20 protein-coding genes and 1 tRNA gene are annotated in these 19,535 nt (G+C 65.9%); 15 read left to right on the plus strand and 6 right to left on the minus strand.

Annotated features, from left to right (window positions below; all coding sequences use genetic code 11):
- Positions 1-2: 2 nt before the first annotated feature.
- Together J0H39_03090 and J0H39_03095 are read left to right on the plus strand one after the other, a co-directional pair.
- On the plus strand, positions 3-971 hold the full coding sequence (locus J0H39_03090) for a TAXI family TRAP transporter solute-binding subunit (protein MBN9495718.1): 969 nt from the start codon (positions 3-5) through the stop codon (positions 969-971).
- Positions 968-2,764: a TRAP transporter fused permease subunit gene (locus tag J0H39_03095; protein MBN9495719.1), complete on the plus strand. Its 1,797-nt coding sequence runs from the start codon at positions 968-970 to the stop codon at positions 2,762-2,764. The genes J0H39_03090 and J0H39_03095 overlap by 4 nt, the downstream gene beginning before the upstream one ends.
- On the opposite strand, the gene J0H39_03100 is transcribed toward J0H39_03095, so the two are convergent.
- Positions 2,761-3,669: an NAD-dependent epimerase/dehydratase family protein gene (locus J0H39_03100; GenBank protein MBN9495720.1), complete on the minus strand. Its 909-nt coding sequence runs from the start codon at positions 3,667-3,669 to the stop codon at positions 2,761-2,763. The two genes, J0H39_03095 and J0H39_03100, sit on opposite strands and share 4 nt — an antisense overlap.
- 48 nt (positions 3,670-3,717) lie before the next feature.
- Between J0H39_03100 and J0H39_03105 the strand changes: the two genes are divergently transcribed.
- Positions 3,718-4,617, plus strand: coding sequence for an EamA family transporter (locus tag J0H39_03105; protein ID MBN9495721.1), 900 nt, complete (start codon positions 3,718-3,720; stop codon positions 4,615-4,617).
- A gap of 1 nt (position 4,618) precedes the next feature.
- Here J0H39_03105 and J0H39_03110 read toward each other — a convergent pair whose 3' ends face one another.
- Positions 4,619-6,346, minus strand: a complete 1,728-nt coding sequence (locus tag J0H39_03110) for a tetratricopeptide repeat protein (protein ID MBN9495722.1) — start codon at positions 6,344-6,346, stop codon at positions 4,619-4,621.
- 256 nt (positions 6,347-6,602) lie between these two features.
- Here J0H39_03110 and rimP point away from each other — a divergent pair, with 256 nt between their 5' ends.
- From rimP to J0H39_03135, 5 genes are all read left to right on the plus strand, one after another.
- Positions 6,603-7,112 (plus strand): ribosome maturation factor RimP, encoded by a 510-nt coding sequence (gene rimP, locus J0H39_03115; protein MBN9495723.1) that lies wholly within the window; start codon positions 6,603-6,605, stop codon positions 7,110-7,112.
- Positions 7,113-7,130: 18 nt separating this feature from the next.
- Entirely contained in the window at positions 7,131-8,648 is a 1,518-nt protein-coding gene (gene nusA, locus J0H39_03120; GenBank protein MBN9495724.1) for a transcription termination/antitermination protein NusA, read from the plus strand.
- Between the two features lie 6 nt (positions 8,649-8,654).
- Entirely contained in the window at positions 8,655-9,290 is a 636-nt protein-coding gene (locus tag J0H39_03125; GenBank protein MBN9495725.1) for an RNA-binding protein, read from the plus strand.
- Complete coding sequence (infB, locus tag J0H39_03130) at positions 9,290-12,040, plus strand: translation initiation factor IF-2 (protein MBN9495726.1); 2,751 nt, start codon at positions 9,290-9,292, stop codon at positions 12,038-12,040. The genes J0H39_03125 and infB overlap by 1 nt, the downstream gene beginning before the upstream one ends.
- A 130-nt stretch (positions 12,041-12,170) precedes the next feature.
- Positions 12,171-12,791, plus strand: a complete 621-nt coding sequence (locus J0H39_03135) for a hypothetical protein (protein ID MBN9495727.1) — start codon at positions 12,171-12,173, stop codon at positions 12,789-12,791.
- A 1-nt stretch (position 12,792) separates the two neighbouring features.
- On the opposite strand, the gene J0H39_03140 is transcribed toward J0H39_03135, so the two are convergent.
- Complete coding sequence (locus J0H39_03140; GenBank protein ID MBN9495728.1) at positions 12,793-13,458, minus strand: cupin domain-containing protein; 666 nt, start codon at positions 13,456-13,458, stop codon at positions 12,793-12,795.
- The gene (locus J0H39_03145; protein ID MBN9495729.1) at positions 13,455-14,018 is read right to left on the minus strand and encodes a sigma-70 family RNA polymerase sigma factor; all 564 of its coding nucleotides are present in this window, start codon (positions 14,016-14,018) and stop codon (positions 13,455-13,457) included. The genes J0H39_03140 and J0H39_03145 overlap by 4 nt, the downstream gene beginning before the upstream one ends.
- Before the next feature lie 149 nt (positions 14,019-14,167).
- Here J0H39_03145 and J0H39_03150 point away from each other — a divergent pair, with 149 nt between their 5' ends.
- From J0H39_03150 to J0H39_03175, 6 genes are all read left to right on the plus strand, one after another.
- Positions 14,168-14,695: a hypothetical protein gene (locus tag J0H39_03150; GenBank protein MBN9495730.1), complete on the plus strand. Its 528-nt coding sequence runs from the start codon at positions 14,168-14,170 to the stop codon at positions 14,693-14,695.
- A 32-nt stretch (positions 14,696-14,727) separates the two neighbouring features.
- A complete protein-coding gene (rlmN, locus tag J0H39_03155) occupies positions 14,728-15,885 on the plus strand; it encodes a 23S rRNA (adenine(2503)-C(2))-methyltransferase RlmN (protein MBN9495731.1) in 1,158 nt (385 codons plus the stop codon).
- Positions 15,886-15,973: 88 nt separating this feature from the next.
- Positions 15,974-17,185 carry an argininosuccinate synthase gene (locus J0H39_03160; GenBank protein MBN9495732.1) on the plus strand — a complete coding sequence of 404 codons (1,212 nt, stop codon included), beginning with the start codon at positions 15,974-15,976 and terminating at the stop codon, positions 17,183-17,185.
- A gap of 14 nt (positions 17,186-17,199) precedes the next feature.
- The gene (locus tag J0H39_03165) at positions 17,200-17,451 is read left to right on the plus strand and encodes a DUF3253 domain-containing protein (GenBank protein MBN9495733.1); all 252 of its coding nucleotides are present in this window, start codon (positions 17,200-17,202) and stop codon (positions 17,449-17,451) included.
- A 15-nt stretch (positions 17,452-17,466) separates the two neighbouring features.
- Entirely contained in the window at positions 17,467-17,778 is a 312-nt protein-coding gene (locus J0H39_03170; GenBank protein ID MBN9495734.1) for a type II toxin-antitoxin system RelE/ParE family toxin, read from the plus strand.
- Positions 17,775-18,098 carry a putative addiction module antidote protein gene (locus tag J0H39_03175; protein ID MBN9495735.1) on the plus strand — a complete coding sequence of 108 codons (324 nt, stop codon included), beginning with the start codon at positions 17,775-17,777 and terminating at the stop codon, positions 18,096-18,098. The genes J0H39_03170 and J0H39_03175 overlap by 4 nt, the downstream gene beginning before the upstream one ends.
- Here J0H39_03175 and folD read toward each other — a convergent pair.
- Positions 18,095-18,970 carry a bifunctional methylenetetrahydrofolate dehydrogenase/methenyltetrahydrofolate cyclohydrolase FolD gene (folD, locus tag J0H39_03180; protein MBN9495736.1) on the minus strand — a complete coding sequence of 292 codons (876 nt, stop codon included), beginning with the start codon at positions 18,968-18,970 and terminating at the stop codon, positions 18,095-18,097. The two genes, J0H39_03175 and folD, sit on opposite strands and share 4 nt — an antisense overlap.
- Positions 18,967-19,245: a YggT family protein gene (locus tag J0H39_03185; protein ID MBN9495737.1), complete on the minus strand. Its 279-nt coding sequence runs from the start codon at positions 19,243-19,245 to the stop codon at positions 18,967-18,969. Before J0H39_03185 ends, folD begins: the two co-directional genes overlap by 4 nt.
- A 133-nt stretch (positions 19,246-19,378) precedes the next feature.
- On the opposite strand from J0H39_03185, the gene J0H39_03190 reads away from it, so the two are divergent.
- A tRNA-Ala gene (locus J0H39_03190) sits at positions 19,379-19,454 on the plus strand.
- Positions 19,455-19,535 lie beyond the last annotated feature (81 nt).

The following is a 19,535-nucleotide window of genomic DNA, read 5'->3' on the forward strand; positions in this document are numbered from 1 at the left end:
CGATGAATTATCGCCTTCTTGCCGCCGGCTTTCTCGCCGCCGGCCTGTTCGCCGTTCCCGCGGCCCACGCCCAGCAGCGCGTGACGCTCAAATCCGCCGCGTCGGGCTCGTCCTACTATGTGATGACCGTCCAGCTTTCCGAAGTTATGCGCACCGCCACGAACGGGCGCATCGCCGCGACGGTCGAGGAAAGCCAGGGCTCGGTCCAGAACGTGCGCGAAGCGCCGCGCCGTCCGGCCGGGTTCATCTACACGGCCCCGCCCTCGATGGTGCGCGACGCGCAAGGTGCGAAGGCGCCGTTCACCGACGGCGCGGACTACAACACGATCCGCACGCTGTTCGTCATGCCGCCGGTCACGATGCATTGGATCGTGCGCGCCGACGCGGGCGTCAACGACCTGAAGGATCTCGCCGGCAAGCGCTTCATCGCGGGCGGGCGCGGCACGTTCACCGAGCGTCAGGCTTCGGCCGTCTTCCGCCAGCTCGGCATCGCCGACCAGGTGCGCTTCTCGGAAGTCGAACTCAACGCCGCGTCCAACGCGATGCGCAACCGTCAGGTCGACGGCTTCGCCTCGGGCTCGTCGCATCCCACGTCGAACGTGCAGGAACTCGCCGCGACGATGCCGATCAAGCTGCTGTCGATGACGCCCGAGCAGGTCAACATGGTGACCGTGCAGGACCCGAGTGCGGGCCCCGTGACGATCGCCGCCGGCACCTATACCGGCCAGACGCAGCCCGTGCACACGGTCGGCATTCCGGTCGGCGCCTACACCACCGCCGCGACGTCCGACGATATCGCCTACGAGATCACCAAGATCTTCTGGGAACGCCGCGCCGATATGGGCAAGGTGAATCCGTGGTGGAACGCCGTCGCGCGCGACCAGATCGCGGGCATCGGCGTGAAGTTGCATCCGGGGGCGCTTAAGTACTACACGGAAGCCGGCGTGAACATTCCGGCGGGTATGCGTTGAGTCTATTCGAACAAGCGGCCGAGACGGGCAAGCGTGCGGGTCCATTCGTTCTGGCCTTCGCCGCCGTCTCGGTCGCTTATCACCTCTATCTGATTTTTTCGGGCCTCGTCCCCGCGCTCGTCGCGCGGCCGATGCACTTTGCCTTGGCGATCCCGTTCGTGTTCCTGATCGGGGTCAAAGGCCCGGCTTGGTATCGGATGTGGAGTGCGGCGATCGGGCTCCTCGGCATCGCCGCGTGCCTCTATATCGCGATCCATTGGCGCGATTTGGTCGATCAGTACGGGCGCCTCGAATCGACGCTGCAATACGCGGTGTCGATCTTCCTGATCCTGCTGACGCTGGAAATGGCGCGTCGCGCGGTCAAATGGATCATGCCGACCGTCGCGGCGATCGTGATTCTCTACGGCATGTTCGGCCAGCATATCCCCGGCGATTGGGGCCATGCGGGCCTGCCGCCGGATTTCTTCTTCGGCACGCTGCTGCTGACCGAAGGGGGGTTGTGGAGCTCGCTGACTGCGACCTCGGTCGAACTGGTCGCCCCGTTCCTGATCCTCGGCTCGTTCGTCGCGGCGGGTCAGGCGGGCACCGGCTTCATGGCGCTGGCCACGCAAATCGCCGGGCGCTATCGCGCGGGCACGGCGAAGGTCGAAGTCGTCGCGTCGGCGCTTTACGGCACGATCTCGGGCTCCGCCTCCGCCAACGTCGTCTCGACCGGCACGTTCACCATTCCGGCGATGATCCGCGCCGGCTATCCGCCCAGCCTCGCCGCCGCGGTCGAAGCCGTCGCTTCGACCGGCGGGCAGATCATGCCGCCGGTGATGGGCGCGGGCGTGTTTTTGATGGCCGCCCTCATCCAGATTCCCTACGCCGAGTTGATGATGATCGCCACGCTGCCGGCGATTTTGTTCTTTGTCGCGTGCTGGATCGGCGTCGATCTCTACGCCGTGCGCCATGGCTTGACCGGCTTGCCCGCGTCGGAAATGCCGGGCTGGGCGCATGTCGGGCGCAACATCCCGTTCTTCCTCGGGCCGCTCGGCATTTTGATCGCGGTGCTCGGCTTCACCGAATTCACGCCCCAGATGGCGGCTTTCGTCGCGGTCATCGTGGCGTTCGGCCTGCTGCTGTTCGAAGACGGCTATCGCGTATCGATTCTCGGCTTCCTGCGCCGCGCGGCCGATGGCTGCGTCAACGCGGCCGAGCAGATCGCGATGATCGCCGCCGTCATTCTGTGCGCAAGCCTGATCACCGGCGTGTTCCACATGACCGGCGTGGGCGTGAAGATCACCTCGCTGATCGTCGGCATCGCGGGCGACAATTTGTGGATCGCGCTGTTGCTCACGGCCGTGGCGTGCATCGCATTGGGCATGGAATTGCCGACGACGGCCGCTTACGTGATTTGCATCGCGGTTGCGGGTCCGGCGCTGATCAAGATGGGCTTGGCGCCGTTGCAGGCGCATATGTTCGTGTTCTGGTACGCGCTGCTCTGCACGATCACGCCGCCGGTTTGCGGCAACGTGTTCATCGCCTCGACGATCGCGAAAACGCCCTGGCTGCCGGTGTCGTTGCGCGCGATGCGCATCGGCCTCGGGCTGTTCATGGTGCCGCTCGCCTTCGTCGCCAACCCGTCGCTGCTGGCCGTGCTGACCGATCCGTGGCTTGCCATCGCCGCAACCGTGAAGATCGGCGTGGGACTGTGGTTCCTGTCCTACGCGGTGATCGCGGACACGCCGTTGTTGAAGCGCCTGGGCGCGTTCCTTGTCGGCGGCGCGATCGTCTTCGCGTTCGGGATCTAAGCCGACAGCCCCTCGGGATCGTCGCGATAGCGGCGCACCATATCCTCGACCGTTTCGTCGGGATCGAGACCCAGCGCGCTGCCCTTCGCCGACAGCACTTGGCGCGGCCAGCGCGCGGCGATCGCCGCGATCGCGGGTCTATGCGCGATCGTGATTTTGCCGGGCCGTGGGCCGAACACGCGCTCGACCGCTGCAATCGCGTCGCGTGGGCTGATCCGCACGGTGGGCAGCCCCGCGACCCGTTCGGGCCCGAACGCTGCCGCCGGCGCATCGGCGGCGATGCGTAACGCGCGCAACGACCGCGATAGGGCCGCGACCGCGAACGGCGTATCGGGATCGACCGGAATCGTGAAATCGCGCCCGTTGGCGTAAGCGACGATCAGATCGGACATGAACCCCGCCGTCGTCGGGCCTTTGCGCGACGGGCGCACCAGCGTCGTCGGCAAGCGGATGCTGCGCGCGTCGATCTTTCCCGCGCGTGCCGCATCGGCCAGCAAAATCTCGATCGCGCGCTTGGCGCTGGCATAGGCGCCGGTGCCGGTCGTGGGCGTCGAATCGTCGACGATGCCGTCGGTGGCGGGCCCATAAACCGCAATGGCCGATGCGAACACGAAGACCGGGGGCTTGGGCAAGCGCGCGGCTTCCGAAGTCAGATTGACCGTGCCGATCATGTTGGAATCGAGGGCGGCGGGCCAATCGGCTTCGGCCTCGGCGCCCGCGACCACGGCGGTATGGAAAATCCGGTCGATGCCATTGAGCGCCGCCGCGACCTGCGCGCGGTCGCACAGATCTTGGCCGTGCTCGCGGTCGAAGCCGCGGATTTCGGCGGTGCGGGGATCGCTGCGCAAATGGCGGATCAGCCTTGCGCCCAGATAGCCTTCGGAGCCGGTGACGAGAATACGCATCGCGTGCGACAGTGCCGGAACTCCCCCGTTTATCGCAAGCGTTGGGCAATGGCCGATCCGGTTTCGCTGCTGTGGATTCCCGCGACGTTGTTCGCTTCGGCGGCGCAGACCGCGCGCAACGTGATGCAACGCCATCTGACGGAAGCGCTGGGTACGCTCGGCGCCACGTCGGTGCGTTTCATCTACGGCTTCCCGTTCGGGCTGCTGATGCTGGGCATCGCCTGTCTGCTGGCGGGCAAGGCGCCACCCGTGCCCGACGCGACGGCGCTGGCCTGGATCGCGACGGGCGCCGTGATGCAAATCGCGGCCACCGCCTTTACGCTCGCCGCGATGCGCATGAAGGCTTTCGCGCTCGCCATCGCCTACACGAAATTCGAACCGGTCGAAGTCGCGATCTTCGCCTATTTCGTGCTGGGAGAAACGCTGTCGCCGATCGGTTTCGGTGCCATCGTCGTGGCGACGATCGGCGTGCTCGCGATGTCGGGCAATCCGTGGCGCAACGGCGTTGATCTCGGCGCCACGACCTACGGCCTGCTGGCGGGGGCGGGCTACGGCATGGCGGCCGTGTGCTATCGCGCGGGCATTCTGGAATTGGGCGAACCGGTCTTCTATCTCGGTGCCACCACCTCGCTCGCCTATGCGCTCGGCATTCAAGCGGCACTGCTCGTCGTGTGGTTCGCGGGCCGCGATCCCGACGTGCTGAAGCGCGTCTTCGCCGCGTGGCGCAAATCGATCTTCGCGGGCGCGATGGGCTCCTTCGCGTCGGGCGGCTGGTTCGTCGGGTTTTCGCTCGCCCCTGCCGCGCTCGTGCGCACGCTGGGTCTGGCGGAAGTGTTGTTCTCGCTGATCGTCGGGCGCAACATGCTGCGCCAAAGCCTGGCGCCGCGCGAAATGGCGGGTGTAGTGCTGATCGTCGCGGGCGTGGGCGGGCTGTTGCTGTTCGGGTGAACTAGCGCTTGGCTTGCGCGGTCGGCAAGCCGTCGCGCAGTTTCTTCTCCAGCTCGACTTTCAATTCCGGCTCCGGCTTGCTGCGCAAGGCGCGTTCCCATTGGAACGACGCTTCGCGCCGGCGGCCGACGCGCCAATACCCGTCGCCGAGGTGGTCGAGCAGCACGGGATCTTCGGGCAGCAATTCGGCCGCGCGTTCCAGCAGGGGTACCGCTTCCTCGTAACGGCCCAGGCGATAGAACGCCCAGCCGAGCGAGTCGACGATATGCCCCGAATTCGGACGCTGCTCGACCGCGCGGCGCAGCATGCGTTCGGCTTCGACGAGATTTTCGCCGCGATCGACCCAGGTATAGGCGAGGTAGTTCAGCACGTCGGGCTGTTCGGGGAACAGTTCCAGCGCGCGTTTGAAATGGCGCTCGGCCTCGGGCCAGTTCTTCGCGCGTTCGAAGGCGATGCCGCGCACGTAGAAGATCGACCAGTGGCGGCGTTCCGGATTGGCGCCGATGCGCTCCAGCGCGCGGCCGTAAGCCGCCGCCGCTTCCGCGAAGCGCTCGGCGACGCGCAGGAAATTGCCCATCGTCGACAGCGCGTCGAAACGATCGGGGTTTTCGCGCGCGAGTTTCTCCAGTGCCGCCAAAGCACCGTTCAAATCGCCGCGCTCCTGCCTATTCTCGGCAAGGCGCATTTGCGCCACGTAGGAATAGGGCGAATCCGCGGGCACGCGCGCGAAGAGTTTGTCCGCTTCGTCGCGCTGGTTCATGCCGTCGACGATTTCGGCGACCGTCATCAGGCCCAAGGCGGCGTCGGGGTCGAGATGCAGGCCCAGCCGCCCGAAGGACAACGCCGTCGCCATCGTCGCATCCTGGCGGAACAAGGCGGCGAGGTTGAACAGCGCGTCGGCGGCCCCTTTGCGCGCGTCGCGCAGCGGAAATTCGGGGGCGGGGACCGGTGGTGCCCCCACACGCGTGCGCGCGAGGCCCGCCAGCACGACCGGCGAATCGGGGGCCACTTGGCGATAGCGCAAATAAAGCTGGCGCGCTTCGGCCGTGCGGCCGCGCCGCTCCAGGAAGCCGCCGGCGATTTCGATCAGGCGCGGCGGCGCGCCGTCTTCGCCTTCCAACGCCGCGCGGTAGAAGCCCTCCGCCTCGGCGAAGCGGCCCGACCGCTCGGCGATCAGGCCGGCATAGTAATCGTGCATTTGCTTGAAGCCCTGCACGTCCAGCAGCGAACGCAGAATGTCGAACGCGGCGGGATTGCGGTCGAGGCCGACATTGATCCACGCGATCAGCAGCGGGTTGACGACGCGCGAATAGCCTTGCAGCGGCAGCCCCGCCATGCGCCGCTCGGCGGCGGCGAATTGGCCGCGCGCGATTTCGTCGGCGACCAGCGTCATTTGCGCCGCGACCTGGCCCGGCGACATCGCGACCAGGCGCGCGGCGAGCGGCAGCGCTTCGTCGATGCGGCCCGCTTCGACCAAAGCGGCATGGGTGCGGACCAGCAATTCCGCGTTCATCGGATTGGCGTCGAGCACGCGGGCGGAGAATTCCGCCGCCGCGTTCGCGTCGCGGATGCGCTGGGCGTGCAAGGCGGCCAGATAATTGCCGGAAACCGTGGCCGGGCCCGGGTCGATCGGGGCGTCGGGCGCGGCCGCGCGTTGTTCGGGCGGGGTCGCGCAGGCGCCGAGCAGGCCGAGGGCGAAAACCGTTGAAAGAAGGCGAATCCGCTTCATCCTTGGCAAGTTAGCGCAAGCCCCGCCCGCTTGACAGGACAAAGGCCGCCGGAACCGGTGGCTAGTGCGCTTATATCATTGGTGGAATCCGCCACTTGATTCGGGCGCGGAAATCCGTATATTCCGCCGCGACATAACGTCCGAGGTTAGCCTCGGGCGACAATAACAAGTGGGCCCAACGGCCCACTTTTTTATTGCCGGCCCGGGCGGACACGGGCGTTCCGAAACTCGAACCCAGGAAGCCGGTCGCCCACGCATGGACCGTGACAACGCGCTCGCCGACTTGATCGAACCCACCGTCGATGCGATGGGCTACGAACTCGTGCGCGTGATCGTCGCGGGCCGCGATCGGCCGACGCTTCAAATCATGGCCGAGCGCAAGGATCGCAAGGCGATGACCCTGGGCGATTGCGAGAATCTTTCCCGCGCCGTGTCCGCGAAGCTCGACGTCGAGGATCCGATCAAGGCGCAATACGTGCTGGAAGTCAGCTCCCCTGGCATCGACCGCCCGCTGACGCGCGGCGCCGATTTCGACCGCTTCAAAGGCCACGAAGCGCGCATCGAGACCAAATTCCCCGTCGAGGGGCGCAAGCGTTTCTCCGGCCGCCTCGGCGGCCGGCAGGGCGACGCCGTGCGCATCGAAACGCAGGAAGGGCCCGCAACCTTGCCGCTCGCCGAAATCGCGCGCGCCAAGTTGCTGCTTACCGACGAACTCATCGCCGCGACGCGCGCCGAAGAAGCCGCCGCCGCTGCTTCCGCCGTCTAACCTTCGAAGAGACGCATGATGGAACGTACGACCGCCTATAACCGCATCGAAATGCTCCAGGTCGCCGACACGGTGGCCCGCGAGAAGGGCATCGACCGCGAGCAGGTTCTCGAGGCGATGGAGCAGGCCATCCAAAAGGCCGGCCGCGCCAAATACGGGATCGAGCACGATATCCGCGCGCATATCGACCGCGACAACGGCGAAATGCAGCTGCTGCGCTATCGCCTCGTCGCCGATCCGGTGACCAACGACGCGACCGAAATCGCGCTCGAAGTCGCACAGCGCAAGAACCCGGACGCGAAGGTCGGCGACTATCTGACCGATCCGCTGCCGCCGATCGATTTCGGCCGTATCGCCGCGCAAACCGCCAAGCAGGTGATCGTCCAGCGCGTGCGCGAGGCCGAGCGTCTGCGCCAGTTCGACGAGTACAAGGACCGCATCGGCGAAATCGTCAACGGCCTGGTCAAGCGCGTCGAATTCGGCAACGTCACGGTCGATCTGGGCCGCGCCGAAGCCATTCTGCGCCGCGACGAAACGATCCCGCGCGAAGTGTTCAAGCCGCAGGAACGCGTGCGCGCCTATATCTACGACGTGCGCCAGGAACCGCGCGGTCCGCAGATCTTCCTGTCGCGCACGCATCCGCAATTCACGGCCAAGCTGTTCTCGCAGGAAGTGCCGGAAATCTACGACGGCATCATCGAGATCAAGGCGGTCGCGCGCGACCCCGGCAGCCGCGGCAAGATCGCCGTGGTCAGCCACGATTCCTCGATCGATCCGGTCGGCGCTTGCGTGGGTATGCGCGGCAGCCGCGTTCAGGCCGTCGTCGCCGAACAGCAGGGCGAAAAGATCGACATCATTCCCTGGTCGAACGATCCGGCGACCTTCGTGGTCAACGCGCTCGCCCCGGCGGAAGTCACCAAGGTCGTGCTCGACGAAGAAGCGCGCCGCATCGAAGTCGTGGTGCCGGACGAGCAGCTGTCGCTCGCCATCGGCCGCCGCGGCCAGAACGTGCGCCTCGCCTCGATGCTGACCGGCTGGGCGATCGACATTCTGACCGAGGCCGAGGAATCGGAGCGCCGTCAGGCCGAGTTCAAGGAGCGTTCGCAGCTCTTCGTCGACGCGCTCGACGTCGACGACGTGATCGCGGGCTTGCTGGTCACCGAAGGCTTCACGAAGGTCGAGGAAGTGGCCGCCGTGGACGTCGACGAACTGGCCAATATCGAAGGCTTCGACGAAGGCGTGGCGGGCGAATTGAAGAGCCGCGCGGAAGCCTTCGTCGAGAAGGAAAACACCCGTCTGGAAGGCGAGCGCAAGACGCTCGGCGTGACGGACGAGGTCGCGGAGTTCACGGGTTTCGGCCCGGCCGCCCTGGTCCAGCTCGGCGAAAAGGGCGTCAAGACGCTCGACGATTTCGCCGATCTGGCGGGCGACGAATTGATCGAAATCCTGGGCAAGGACGAACTCGACGAGGAAACCGCGAACGCGTTGATCATGAAGGCGCGTGAACATTGGTTCGCCGACGAGGAGAAGAAGTAAGCGGCGATGCTGAGCGCCACCGACATCGCGCATGTGGAAGCCTCGGAAGTCGTCGATACGTCTTCCGACGGTCCCGTGCGCCGTTGCGTCGTCACCGGCAAGACGGGACCGCGGGAATCGTTCCTGCGTTTCGTCGAAGCGCCGGACGGCACGGTGGTGCCCGATATCGAAGGCAAGCTGCCGGGCCGGGGCTTGTGGCTGACGGTGTCGCGCGCGGCGCTCGAACAGGCGGTGGCGCGCAACGCCTTCGCCAAGGCCGCGAAGAAGAACTTGAAGGCCGCGGCCGAATTGCCGGCGATGGTCGAAAAGCTGCTGCTGCGCCGCGCGGTCGAAAGCCTGTCGCTGGCCAAGCGTGCGGGCGTGATCGTCGCGGGCTTCACCAAGGCCAAGGCCGCGATCGAACGCGGCGGCGTCGGCTTGGTGGTCGAAGCGCTGGACGCCAGCCGCGCCGAACGCGCGCGCTTGGGCGGGCGCGACATTCCGACGGTCTCCGTGCTGTCGGCGGAAGAAATGGGTGCCGCCCTGGGCCGCGAAAACGCGGTCCATGTGGCGGTGCGCGACGGTGCGATGGCGCAACGTCTGCGCAACGATTTGATGCGCCTTGCGGCTTTCCGCACGGCGTCTGAAGACAAGGGCGAGTGATGACGGATACGAACGAACAGGACGGCAAGAAGAAGCTGGGTCTCGCGAGCAAGTCCGGGGGTCGCCTGGAATTGCGCGCGCCCGCTGCCGCCGGGGCCGACGGCCAAGTCCGGCAAAGCTTCTCGCATGGCCGCACCAAAACCGTGCAGGTCGAAGTGCGCAAGACCCGTTTGCCCGGCCGCCCCGGTGCCGCCCCCGCCGCCGGTCCCGCCGCGACGACGCCCGTCGCCGCGAAGCCGGCCGCCGCCGCGTCGCCCGCCGCCGCACCGGCAGCACCCAAGCCCGGCAAGCCGCAGGTTCTGCGCGAGTTGACGGAAGAGGAAAAGAGCGCCCGCCAGCGCGCGATCCAAACCGCGATCCGCGCCGACGTGGAAGCCAAGCGCCGCGACGAAGCCGAAGCCAAGCGCCTCGAAGAGGAAATGGCCCGCAAGGCCGAGGAAGACGCCAAGCGCAAGGTCGAGGAAGAGGCGCGGCGCAAGGTCGATGCCGAAACCGCGAAGAAGACCGACGCCGAGCAGAAGAAGAAGGCCGAGGACGAAACGCGCCGGATGAACGAGGAGGAAGGCCGCCGCCGCGAAGCCGCGTCGACTGCCGCCCGTCCCGCCGCCGCCGCTGCTGCCGCCCCGGCCGTTGCCGCCACCCCGGCGCCCGCACCCGCCCCGACGGGCCCCGTGCTCGTCCCCGGCACCGTCATGATGACGCCGCGCGCCGCCGCACCGGGTGCGGCCGCCGCGGCGGAAGACGACGATCGTCCGCGCCGCCCCGGCGGCATGGCCGGCCGTCCGATGCCCGGTCGTGGCGCCGTGCCGGGCCGTGCGGCCCCGCGGGCACCCGAAGGCCGCGAGGACAAGAACCGCCGCCAGCAAGGCAAGATGTCGGTTCACCAAGCGCTCGATTCGGAAGAAACGATCCGCGTGCGCTCGCTCGCCGCGATGAAGCGCGCGCGCGAAAAGGAAAAGGCGCGCCTGGCCGCGCAAGGCCCGCAGGCCAAGCAGGTCCGCGAAGTCGTCGTGCCCGAAGCGATCACGGTGCAGGAACTCGCCAACCGTATGGCCGAGCGTTCGGTCGACGTCATCAAGTCGCTCATGAAGATGGGCGTGATGGCGACGATCAACCATCCGCTCGACGCCGACACGGCTGAGCTGATCGTCGGCGAATTCGGCCACAAGGTGAAGCGCGTCTCGGAAGCCGACGTCGAAATCGGCCTGACGGGCGATACGGACACGGACGAGCAGCTCCAGCCGCGCGCGCCCGTCGTCACCATCATGGGCCATGTCGACCACGGCAAAACCTCGCTGCTCGACGCCCTGCGCGCGACCGACGTCGCCAAGCACGAAGCGGGCGGCATCACGCAGCATATCGGCGCCTATAAGGTCACGCTGAAATCGGGCGCCGCGATCACGTTCCTCGACACGCCCGGCCACGAAGCGTTCACCGCGATGCGCGCGCGCGGCGCCAAGGTCACCGACATCGTCGTGCTGGTCGTGGCCGCCGACGACGGCATCCAGCCGCAGACGGTCGAAGCCATCGCCCACGCCAAGGCGGCGCAGGTGCCGATCATCGTGGCGATCAACAAGATCGACAAAACCGGCGTCGATCCCGATCGCGTGCGCAACGAATTGCTTCAGTACGACGTGGCGCTGGAAGGTTACGGCGGCGACGTGCTCGGCGTCGAAGTCTCGGCCAAGACGGGCAAGGGTCTCGACAAGCTCGAGGAAGCCATCCTGTTGCAGACCGAACTTCTCGATCTGCGCGCCAATCCCGATCGCGCCGCGCAAGGTGCGATCGTCGAAGCCAAGCTCGAACGCGGCCGCGGCTCGGTCGCGACCGTGCTGGTGCAGAAGGGCACGATCAAGGTCGGCGATATTTTCGTGGCCGGCGAGGAATGGGGCCGCGTGCGCGCGCTCATCGACGATCACGGCCGCCAGGTCGAGAGCGCCGGCCCCTCGACGCCCGTCGAAGTGCTGGGTCTGACCGGCACGCCGCAGGCGGGCGACGACTTCCAAGTCGTCGAGAACGAAAACCGCGCGCGCGAAGTCACCGAGTTCCGTCAGCGCCGCACGCGCGAGCAGACGGCGACCGCGCGCGCGCGCGGCACGCTGGAGCAGATGTTCAACAAGATCAAGGAAGGCGAAGCCAAGGAACTCGCCGTCGTGGTCAAGACGGACGTCCAAGGCTCGCTCGAAGCGATCGCGGGCTCGCTCGCCAAGCTGCGCACCGACGAAGTCGCGGTGCGCTTGCTGCACGGCGCCGTGGGCGGCATCACCGAAGGCGACATCGCGCTGGCGAAGGCCAGCACGGGCGTGATCGTCGGGTTCAACGTCCGCGCCAATCCGCAGGCCCGCGAAATGGCCAAGCGCGACGGGATCGAGATCCGCTACTACTCGATCATCTACAACGTGATCGACGACATCAAAGCCGCGCTGTCGGGCCTGCTGCCGCCCAGCCTGCACGAGAAGTTCCTCGGCAACGCGGAAATCCGTCAGGTGTTCAACATCACCAAGGTCGGCAAGGTCGCGGGTTGCCGCGTCGTGGAAGGCATGGTCAAGCGCGGCGCCAAGGTGCGTTTGCTGCGCGACCAGACGGTCATCCACGAAGGCACGCTCAAGACGTTGCGCCGCTTCAAGGACGAAGTCCGCGAAGTGCAGGAAGGCTACGAGTGCGGCATGGCCTTCGAAAACTACGACGACATCCGCGAAGGCGACGTCATCGAGTGCTTCGAGGTCGAGGAAGTCGCGCGCACGATCTGACGCGCCAAACTTCGGAAATGACGAGGGGCGTGCGGCGAAAACCGCGCGCCCTTTTTCTTTTTTGCGCCCGAAAAAAGCCATATCCGCGGGTAGGATCGAGGTGTTCCGTTCCCCCTCGGAAAGCTATTCGATGCGTCGATTCGTTCTGCCGATTCTATTACTGGCGTCGCTCGCCGCGTGTTCGGGCGCGCGCCAATCGCAGCCCGCGCGCACCGCGACCGAGCAATTGCTGATCGCCAATGCCGCCGACAAGGCCGCCGAACGGCTGGTGCTGGCATTCGAACCGGGCGCCAAGGTCTTCGTCGATGCCGCGAATTTCGACGGCGTGGATTCCAAATACGCGATTGCCGCGATCCGCGAGCGCATGCTGAAACTCGGCGCGCATTTGGCCGCGTCGCGCGACGACGCGGATACGGTGGTGGAAATCCGCGCCGGCGCCTTGTCGATGGATGACGGCCATACGCTGGTCGGCATCCCCGCCTTCGATATTCCGATCCCGCTGGCCGGCAGCTCGGTCAAATTCCCGGAAATCGCGTTGTTCAAACGCGCGCGCCGCCAGGGTGTCGCGCAATTCGCCGCCACCGGCTACGACGCGAAGACCGGCGCCTATCGCGGCAGCACGGGCCCGCAATCGGGCGTGGCGAACGAGTTGGAATGGACGATGCTGCTGTTCATCACCTGGAGCCGCAGCGACGTCGAGGTGAAGGACGACAGCGCGCTGATCGAACGCCCCGAAATTTCGGTGCGTTGATCTAGCGCGCCTTCGCGTACCAGCGCAGGAACGGGTTGAGCAGCCGGCCGGTCATACCGGGCAGGCGCGCGGCCCCGTCGTCCACCGCCAAGCACAGGCAGTTCTGACCGCGATCGACGGTCGGGCTGTGCATCACGTCGCCGTCGCCGATCGACACGTCGCCGCGCGCGTAAACCGCGCGCTCGTCGTGGAAGCTGCCGTCGAGCACCAGCAGCAATTCCGTGCCGGTATGCGAGTGGGTGGGGACGCGCCCGCCATTGGTCGAACGCAGCAGGCTCATCGCGTGCGGCCCTTGGCGGGTCAGCATCGCTTCTTCGAAGCCGCGGCTCGCCTTGCGCCATTGCAACGCTTCGATCCCGCCTTCGGGAATATAGGGCGTCAGCGCCTTGGGCAGGCCGGCAACGCCGTGCATCGGCGGCAACGCGGCGCGGATCTCCTGCGGCGTGGAATCGAGCTTGGCGAACACCGCTTCGATCGTCGCGGGCGACAACCCGGCGGGCGGGAGCTGTTCGAGGAACGCGCCGCCCACGGCCTCGAGCCGGGCGAGCGTGGCGCGCGCCGCGGGGCACAGCTCCAGATGCGAAGCGACCAGCACCGACACGGCTTCGGGGGCCGAGCCGGCGGCGTAGTCGAGCAGATATTCGTCGTGGATCGGTCGGGGCATCATTTCTCGTCACCGAACATGGTGCGCAAACGGCCGATGGCAAGCCGCAGGCGCGATTTCACCGTCCCCAGCGGCAGGCGCAGCGATTGCGCGATGTCGCCATGGGACCGGTCCTCGTAGTAAGCGAGCTTCAGCATCTGCGCTTGTTCCTGCGGCAATTCGCGCAAGGCCTGCGACAGACGCGCTTCCCAGCGCCCGGCATCCAGCATGCGGTCGGGCAGGGCATCCGCTTCCGGCTGCAACGCCGGATCGTCGGAATCGAGCTGGGCGCGCTTTTCCCGGCGCAGCGAATCGATGCGCCGGTTGCGCGCGATGGCGAAAATCCAGGTCGAGGGACCGGCGAGCTTCGGGTCGTAGGACGGCGCTTTGCGCCACACCGTCAGCATCACTTCCTGGGTCAAATCCTCGGCCTGCGCTTGGTCGGCACCCAAACGCAGCAAATAGGATTTCACGCGCGGACCGAAATGCCCGAACAACCGTGCGAACGCCGCGCGATCCTGATTGCGGGCGATCGCCAGCAAATCGCGCACGTAGATATCGAGCGCTTCGTCCTGCCCGTCCATGCGGCCTTGTAGCGATGCCGAGCCCCCGGCCGCAAGCGTGGCCGATGCGGCCATATCGTCGCGGAATCGAAGGGCAGGGCGGTTGACGTGAAGCATCGTGAATGCGATACGGCGCCGTTATGACTTCGGATCATCGATTCGCGATTCGGTTGGGATTTCTGGCCGCGGTTTGCGCTTTGTTCGCGCCGGGCCTTGCCCACGCCCAGCAGGCGCCCAAGCAGCTCGGCAAGTTCGACACCTGGTTCGCCTACGAGGCGGGCCCGAACAACGCCAAGATTTGCTACGCCATCGTGCGGCCGTCGAAATCCGACAGCCGCCCGGCGGGCGCCAATCGCGGCGATATCGTGCTGATGATCGCGCATCACCAGAATCCGCGTCGGAACGACGAATTCACTTGGACGGCCGGTTATTCCCCCAAAGACGGCGGGGAAATCGAGATCGGCCGCGTGAAGATCGCACTCTCCACGCTGGGTCAGCAGAACGCGGCGGGCGCTTGGGCCAAGGAAGCCGATGGCGACCGCCAGATCGTGGCGGCGCTGCGTGGCGCCCCCGCCACGGCCAACGCGCTGGTCAAGGCGACGTCGTCGCGCGGTACCGAAACGGTCGATACGTTCCCGATGGCCGGGTTCCAGAAGGCCCTGGCCGAGATCGACAAGGCCTGCGGCGTCCGCCGGTAGACTCCTCGGCCCCGGACGCCTATTAAGGCGCCATGCTCGAAGCCCAAGTTCCGCCGCCGGCCCTCGCCCCGTTCAAGGAGGCGCTGCCCGCCCCGTCGCACGCCGACGGGCGCACGAATCTCGTCGGCCTGTCGCGCGAGGAATTGGGCGATCTGTTCAAATCGATGGGCGAGCCCGCCTTCCGCGCCAAACAGCTTTGGGGCTGGATCTACGGCAAGGGTGCCCGCGATTTCGCCGACATGACCGACATGTCGAAGAAGCTGCGCGCGAAGCTCGAAGAAGGCTACGCCGTGCGCCGGCCGCATGTGTCGCGTTTGCAGGATTCGATCGACGGCACCAAGAAATGGCTGCTGCGCATGCCCGACGGGCAGGAGATCGAAACCGTCCATATCCCCGAGGACGATCGCGGCGCCTTGTGCGTGTCGAGCCAAGTCGGCTGCACGCTGACCTGCAAATTCTGCCACACCGGCACGCAGCGCCTCGTGCGCAACCTGACGCCGGAGGAAATCGTCGGCCAGGTCATGCTGTGCAAAGACACGTTCGACGAATGGCCGGGGCCGGAGACGAACCGCAAGCTCACCAACATCGTGATGATGGGCATGGGCGAGCCGCTGTTCAATTACGAGAACGTCGCGAAGGCGTTGCGCATCATCATGGATGCGGAAGGGATCGCGATCTCCAAGCGCCGCATCACGCTGTCGACCTCCGGCGTGGCACCCTTGATCCCGCGCGCGGGCGAGGAGCTCGGCGTGATGCTCGCGATCTCGCTGCATGCGGTGCGCGACGATCTGCGCGATGTGCTCGTGCCCCTCAACAAGAAATATCCGATCGCCGAATTGCTCGCGGCGTGCCGCAAGTACCCGACGCTGTCGAACGCGCGGCGCATCACCTTCGAATACGTGATGCTGAAGGGCGTGAACGACAGCCAGGCCGATGCGCGCGAACTCGTGCGCCTGATCGCGGGCATTCCGGCCAAGATCAATCTGATCCCGTTCAATCCTTGGCCGGGCGCCCCCTTCGAGCGTTCGACGCCCGAAGCGATTTGGGAATTCGCCGATATCGTCAGCCGTGCGGGGTATTCCGCCCCGATCCGCACGCCGCGCGGCGAGGATATTTTCGCCGCCTGCGGGCAGCTCAAAAGCGCTTCCGAGAAGCTCAAACGCAGCGAGCGCGACGCGCTCGGGGCCTGAACGGATCGGGATTCTTGGGGCTTGCCCGCCCGGGCCCGATCCCATAATTTCCGCGCGAATTTCCCTTCCGCCAACGGGACTTACCCAGATGGAAAAGCCGGTCAAGAAAGTGGTGCTCGCCTATTCGGGCGGCCTCGACACCTCGATCATCCTGAAATGGCTTCAGGACACGTATCGCTGCGAGGTGGTGACGTTCACGGCCGATCTGGGCCAGGGCGAGGAATTGGAGCCCGCGCGCAAAAAAGCGCAGATGATGGGCATCAAGGAAATCTTCATCGACGATCTGCGCGAGGAATTTGTGCGCGATTTCGTCATGCCGATGTTCCGCGCCAACGCGCTCTACGAAGGCCAGTATCTGCTGGGCACGTCGATCGCGCGCCCGCTGATCGCCAAGCGCCAGATCGAAATCGCGCGTCAAGTGGGGGCCGACGCCGTGTGCCACGGCGCCACCGGCAAGGGCAACGACCAGGTGCGCTTCGAACTCGGCTATTACGCGCTCGAACCCAATATCCGCGTGATCGCGCCGTGGCGCGAATGGAAGCTCGATAGCCGCACCAAGCTGCTCGAATACGCCGAGCAGCATCAGATCCCCATCGCCAAGGACAAGCGCGGCGAGGCCCCATTCTCGGTCGACGCCAATCTTCTGCACATCTCCGCCGAAGGCAAAGTGCTGGAAGATCCCTGGCAGGAGCCGGAGGAATTCGTCTATTCGCGGACCGTCGCGCCCGAGAAGGCGCCCGACAAGCCCGAATATGTCGAGATCGAATTCGAGAAAGGCGACCCCGTCGCCGTCAACGGCAAGAAGCTGTCGCCGGCCGCACTGCTGACCGAACTCAACGTCATCGGCGGGCGCAACGGCATCGGCCGCCTCGATCTGGTCGAAAACCGCTTCGTCGGCATGAAAAGCCGCGGCGTCTACGAAACGCCCGGCGGCACGATCTGGCAGGCGGCGCATCGCGGCATCGAATCGATCACGCTCGATCGCGGGGCCATGCACCTCAAGGACGAGCTGATGCCGCGCTACGCGGAACTCGTCTATTACGGCTTCTGGTTCGCGCCCGAGCGCGAAATGCTCCAGGCCGCGATCGACAAGAGCCAGGCCAACGTGTCCGGCACGGTGCGGGTCAAGTGCTACAAGGGCAGCGTGAGCGTCGTCGGCCGCAAGAGCCCGAACAGCCTCTACTCGCTCAAGCACGTGACCTTCGAAGAAGACGCCGGTGCGTATAACCAGCGCGACGCCGAAGGCTTCATCAAGCTGAACGCGCTGCGCCTGCGTCTGGCCGCGTCCAAGCGCAAGTGACCGGCGACGGCGAGATCGATCCCCTCGACGCCACGATCCTGCGTTTGACGCAGGAGGCGGGTGCGGGCAAGTCGATCTCGCCCTCCGACGTCGCTATGGCGTTGGAACCGCAAGACGGCGAATGGCAGAAGCTGCTGCCGCGCATTCGCGCGCGGGCGGTGGAACTCGTCCATGCCGGCAAGATCGAAATCCTGCGCAAGGGCAAGCCCGTGCCCAATCCCGAAGGGGCGAAAGGCGTGATTCGCTTGCGGATCGTATCCAAATAGATACAATGGCCGGGTATGTACCGGCTCGACAAGACCGACATATTCGCGCGTTGGCTCGACAAGCTGCGCGATCCGATTGGGAAAGCGCGGATTCTGGCGCGGCTTCGTTCGTTGTCGCTTGGCCATTTTGGCGACTGCGGGCCGGTCGGTGGCGGCATTTCGGAGATGCGGGTGCATGCCGGGCCCGGTTATCGGGTCTATTTCATGCGGAAGGGACAGATCGTGATTCTGTTGCTTTGTGCCGGTGACAAGTCGAGCCAGAACAGGGATATCGCGCAAGCGCGCCGCTTGGCCGAAGGTTTGACGTGGGATGGAGACGAAAGATGAAGAAGGTTCGTACGAGTGTGTTCGATGTGTCGGCTTATCTCGACGATCCGGTTGTGGTCGCCGAGTATCTTGCCGCCGCTGCCGCCGATCCGAATCCTGACGTATTTTTAGCCGCCTTGGGCGATGTCGCGAAAGCGCGCGGCATGGCGGAGATTGCCGCGCGCAGCGGTTTGGGGCGCGAAAGCCTCTATAAATCGTTGAGCGCGGGCGCCAAGCCTCGCCATGAGACGATCCAGACGGTGCTGGGTGCGTTGGGCTTAAAGTTCTCGGTCGTTGCCGAGCGTAAGCATCCCGCCAAAACGACGCGTAAAGTCGCCTAAAGTTTGATCGCGCGGCGCAGCTTCGCCGCGCGCAGCGTGTTTTCCAGCAAACACGCGATGGTCATCGGCCCCACGCCGCCGGGCACGGGCGTGATCGCGCCGGCCTTTTCGGTGGCCGAGGCATAATGCACGTCGCCGACGAGCTTGGTTTTGCCTTCCGCCGCGGGCACGCGATTGATGCCCACATCGATCACGATGGCGCCCGACTTGACCCAATCGCCGGTCACCATCTCCGGCCTTCCGACGGCGGCGATCAGAATATCGGCCTGGCGCGCCATCGCGGGCAGATCGGCGGTCTTGGAATGCGCGATCGTCACCGTGCAATCGGCGGCGAGCAGCAATTGGGCCATCGGTTTGCCGACGATGTTCGAGCGGCCGATGACGACGGCATGCTTGCCCGCGAGCTTCGGTTCGACCGAACGGATCAGCCGCATCGAGCCCGACGGTGTGCAGGGCACAAGCCCCGGCCGGCCGATCGCGAGACGCCCCGCATTGATCGGGTGGAAACCGTCGACGTCTTTGTCGGGATGGATCGCGTCGAGCACCGCGTTGGCGTCGATATGCTTGGGCAGCGGCAACTGCACCAGAATGCCGTCGACCGAATCGTCGGCGTTCATGCGCTGGACGATTTCCAGCAATTCGGCCTGGGTCGTCGTCGCGGGCAGCTTGTGCTCGAAACTTTTCATGCCCGCTTCGAGCGTCGCCTTGCCCTTGTTGCGGACATAGACCTGACTCGCCGGATCTTCGCCCACCAGCACGACCGCCAGACCCGGCGTCACGCGATGGGCTTCCTCCAGCTCGTCCACGCCCAGGGCGATGGCCGCCCGCAGATCGGCGGCGATTTGCTTGCCGTCGATCTGCCGTGCGGTCACAGCCAATACTCGTAGACCAGATTGCGCGCGAAGATCAGCAGCAGGATCAACACGACGGGCGAGATATCGATCCCGCCGATGAACGGCACGAAGCGGCGGATCGGCCGCAAGGCGGGTTCGGTGATCCGGTAAAGGAAATCGCCGATCGTGCCGACGACCTGGTTGCGCGGGTTCAACACGTTGAACGCCAGCAGCCAGGACAGGATCGCCGAGGCGATCAAAATCCAGATATAGATGGAGATCGCGGTCGCGATCAGAATACCCAGGGATTGCATCGTTTCCCCTCCGCCTGCGAAATCGGAGTCGCAACCTATCGGACCGGCCAAGTCCATGCAAGGCCACGATAATCCGTCGCTTGACTTACGCTGGCCCCCCCGACATTATCCCGCGCCATTCATTCGGGCGGCCGGGGCCGTAGCTCAGCTGGGAGAGCGCCTCGTTCGCAATGAGGAGGTCGTCGGTTCGATCCCGATCGGCTCCACCAACCCGCCCCCGAATGAATGCCCATCTCCAAAGATGGAATGGCCAGGGCGGCGGCCCCGGCGCAAATCTCCGAATCGCCGTA

The organism is Alphaproteobacteria bacterium (genome assembly GCA_017308135.1).
In the GTDB taxonomy this organism is placed as follows: domain Bacteria; phylum Pseudomonadota; class Alphaproteobacteria; order CACIAM-22H2; family CACIAM-22H2; genus Tagaea.